The following is a 3,979-nucleotide window of genomic DNA, read 5'->3' on the forward strand; positions in this document are numbered from 1 at the left end:
CAACGAGATGGAAGAGCTTGTTGCCATTTTTGATCAGGCGCCCGGCGTTCAGGACCACAAGGGCGCGGGCAAGGCCGCCTTCACGCAAGGTGACGTTCGTTTCGATAATGTGACGTTCCAGTATCCCGGTCAGGATACGCCGCTCTATCGTGATCTGGATGTCTCGATCACCCCCGGTTCGCGTGTTGCTCTCGTCGGGCCAAGCGGTTCGGGCAAAACGACCTTCACCAAGCTCATCCAGCGTCTCTATGATACAACCACGGGCAGGGTGCTGATCGATGGCGTGGATGTGCGCGATGTCACACAGGACTCATTGCGGGCCCACATCGCCATCGTTCCGCAGGAGCCGATGCTGTTCCATCGTTCCCTTGCGGAAAATATCGCTTATGCCCGACCGGGGGCAACGCAGGCCGAAATCGAGCGTGCCGCGCAGCTGGCCAATGCGAGTGCGTTTATCGAACGTCTGCCGGAAGGCTATGCTACGCTCGTTGGTGAGCGTGGGGTCAAGCTGTCGGGCGGTGAGCGTCAGCGCGTGGCGATTGCCCGTGCGTTTCTGGCTGACGCCCCCCTGCTGATTTTCGATGAGGCAACGTCCAGCCTCGATTCCGAGTCCGAAGTTCTGGTGCAGGACGCCATGCATCGCCTGATGGCCGGTCGCACGGTGATTGTGGTGGCGCACCGGTTGTCCACGGTCATGGAGCTGGACCGTATCCTCGTGTTCAGCAAGGGCGCGCTGAAGGAGGATGGCTCGCATGCCGAGCTGGTGCGGCGTGAAGGGGGGATCTATCGCCGCCTGTTCGAGTTGCAGTCGCTCGAGGGCTAAGGCGTCATCTCTGCCCTCAAGGCAGAATAACTTGGGGGATGGGATCGAACTTTAAGCAGGTGCCGAGGCATTGTGGCCTTGGGGGAGATATTCCTGCAGTACGCCACCTGGCTGGAAAACATAGATCCGATCGGCATGGGCAATGGTCGCCGGTCGATGGGCCACGATAATCTGGGTGACCTTCATGGCGCGCAATGCAGCGGCGACATGGGCCTCGGTCATTTCATCCAGATGGCTGGTGGCCTCGTCCAGAAACAGGATATCGGGTTTGCGATAGAGTGCGCGCGCCAGGATGATGCGTTGTTTCTGTCCACCGGAAAGTCCTGCGCCCATATCACCGATCAGGGTATCGAACCCCATCGGCATATGCTCGATATCCTGCAATATGGCGGCTCTGCTGGCACATTCCCTGAGCCACGCCTGATCGATTTCCTCATTGAAGCCGCTGATATTATCGACGATCGACCCTGAAAAGAGGCCGTCATCCTGAAGGACGCCGGCGATGCGGCTACGATACCCCTCCAGCGTCAGGGCCTCGATCGACTCGCCATCAAGCGTGATCTTGCCTGATGACGGCTCCATCAGCCCCATGAGCGTCTTGAGAAAAGTCGTCTTGCCGCAGCCCGACGGCCCCACGACCGCAATAATCTGTCCGGCAGGGACATCGAGGGAAATGTCGCAAAAGACCCAGGCATCATGCGCGCCATAGCGGGCGGAGAGGCCCTGGCAGGCAAGAGCTCCCTGGCCGCCCCCGTCGGGCCGGGGGGCAAGGCTGGTCGTAGGCTCGGACGGCTCCGTTGGGGTCATGACGATATCTGACAGGCGTTCTGTCTGCACGCTGAGCATGCGGATCTGGAAGCCGCTGCTGATCAGGCTGCCGATACGCCCTGCAAACTGGTCTTTGTAGGACAGGAATGCGACGAGCATGCCAACAGTCATGGCCCCTTTCATGACGGCCATCGCGCCGAGCACCATCATGATGAGCCTGTCTGCCCCGAAAATCAGCTCAGCCAGCCTGCCATAGATGAGGTCGTAGCGTTGGATGCGAAGCCGGACATTGATACTGTCGATCACCAGATTGAGCCATGAGATGCGACGGCTCTCGCGCAGGCCCAGCAGCTTTACGCTTGCCATGCCGCGTAGCGTTTCAATGAAATGACTTTGTTGGCGGGCATCGAAAACGATCTGCTCTTCATTCGCCTCGCGATAGAGACGGTAGGTAAAGAGCCTCAGCGTCACATCCAGTGTCACGGCGATCAGCGCCACGACAGCCAGCCACTCGCCATAGATGAACAACATCACGCCCATGCCCACGGCCATGAGGCCGTCCATGACCGTTTGAACCATATCGGTGGTCATGGTCTTCTGGATCGAGGCGATAGCGTTAAAGCGCGACAGGATATCGCCCACATGGCGTTTGGCAAAATAATCGAGCGGCAGGCGGGAAAGGTGGTTGAAGAGCCCGGTATTCCACTGAAGCCCTACCCGGGTGCCCATGATAAGCACGGACCATTGCCGTACGCAGGCAATGAGGAGTTGCAGGAGCAGCAAGAGCGCCACGCCAGCGGCGATCGTGCTCAGCAGCTCGCGATCCGAGGTGACAACAACCTCGTCGATAATCACCTGCGATACCATCGGCATGATGATCGCAATGACTTCGAGCCCGAGCGACAATGCTCCCAGCATCAGCAGGGATGAGCGCAGTCCGGCGACATGCCTGAACAGATCCCGCAGGCGCAGGGTCTCCCGGGCATCCTCCTTTCGGAAATTCTCATTGGGGAACGCCTCAAGCGCGATACCCGTGAACTCGCGCGAGACCGTCTCGATGGGCAGGCTGCGCCGCCCGAAAGCGGGATCATGGATCGTGACCCGTTTGCCGTTGACGGCAGTAAGAACCACGAAGTGGTTCATATTCCAGTGCAGGATGCAGGGCAGGCGAAGCCCCGATAATTCGTCCAGTTCCAGACGCACGGCGCGCGTTGTCAGGCCCACACGCTCGGCCGTGGCCATCAGGTCGCGCAGCGTGCTGCCCTTGATCGAGAGGGCAAACCGTCGCCTCAGCGTCGGTAGATCGATGCGGTTGCCATAATGCCCAAGGATCATGGCCAGGCAGGCCATGCCGCACTCGGCGGCTTCAACCTGCAGAATGACCGGCGTACGGGGCTGAAAACCATAGGCGAGGGATTTGAGCGTCTTCATCGCCCCGTCATCCTGTTGCCGGTCCCCTTGTTGCCACTCACCATGCCGCCGCTCACCATATAGATGTCATCACGGACACTGATCAGCGGGTCGAAGATCCACTGATAGAGCCTGCGGGTATCGATGGCGATATCGGCCTGCACGGCCATTCCGGCCTGAAGCGGCATCTGTTTTCCATAGGCGTTGACGTAATCCTGATCGGGCAGGATCCGTATGCGATAGAGAGACGGGTCTGAGCCGCGTTCAGTCCCGGTGCCTTTGCCTGCGGCGGTGGGGGCAGGACTGGCTTCAGTGATCGAGACAGGGGCGCGGGTCACTTCGAGAACCTTGCCGCGATAAAGCCCGAAGCGCTGATAGGGGAAGGCATCGTAACGCAGCAGGACTGGTTCACCCTCATGCAGGAACCCGATCGAGGCGCTGTTGACAAAGAGCATGGCCTCCAGCGTGTGCCCTGTAGGCAGGAGGGTGGCCAGTGTCTGCCCTGCCTGCACATGTTGACCCAGATTACTGCGTATGGCCGTCAGGATGCCGTCATCAGGTGCGATGACCACGCTCGATTTCTGGGCTTCGCTCTCGACGATCTGCTGCTGGATACGCGCGATCTCCTTGTCAAGGTCGTTGAGGTCACGCGCCTGCTGGGTGTCGTAGCGCACAAGCTTTGATGTCAGATCAGCAATCTGCCCCTCGATCCCGCTCATATTCTGCAGAAACTGGGCATGGCTGCTGAGTAGCTGTGCGTAGGTGTAGAGCTGATTCTGGAACTGCGTTTCGGTCACGATGTGCTGTGACTTGGCAGCCTGCATCCGCTTCATCGCCGATTCGACAATCGGCAAGACGTGGTTATCGCTCTCGATTTGACGCCGGATTTCATCGTGCTGCTGCGTGAGGTAACGGATCTGCGTTGCGATCGAGGTTTTCTCGATGGGTGCGTCCTGTAGCCTCAGGGCTTTCTGCTTC

At 59.4% G+C, this 3,979-nt stretch carries 3 protein-coding genes; 1 reads left to right on the top strand and 2 read right to left on the bottom strand.

Annotation, left to right across the window (positions count from 1 at the left end; translation table 11 throughout):
- Positions 1 to 823: ABC transporter ATP-binding protein (locus P792_RS39015; RefSeq protein ID WP_035440202.1), on the top strand; the 823-nt coding region annotated here is incomplete at its 5' end.
- 51 nt (positions 824 to 874) lie between these two features.
- Here P792_RS39015 and P792_RS31670 read toward each other — a convergent pair.
- The gene (locus tag P792_RS31670) at positions 875 to 3,022 is read right to left on the bottom strand and encodes a peptidase domain-containing ABC transporter (RefSeq protein ID WP_023979370.1); all 2,148 of its coding nucleotides are present in this window, start codon (positions 3,020 to 3,022) and stop codon (positions 875 to 877) included.
- On the bottom strand, positions 3,019 to 3,979 hold a 961-nt coding region (locus P792_RS31675), incomplete at its 5' end, for an HlyD family efflux transporter periplasmic adaptor subunit (RefSeq protein WP_235075491.1). The genes P792_RS31675 and P792_RS31670, both read right to left, overlap by 4 nt.

This window comes from Asaia sp. SF2.1 (assembly GCF_000505765.1).
GTDB lineage: Bacteria > Pseudomonadota > Alphaproteobacteria > Acetobacterales > Acetobacteraceae > Asaia > Asaia bogorensis.

Excerpts from the sequence above, each read along its gene's own strand:
- P792_RS31670 (WP_023979370.1), bottom strand. The coding sequence starts at position 3,022 with ATGAAGACGCTCAAATCCCTCGCCTATGGTTTTCAGCCCCGTACGCCG.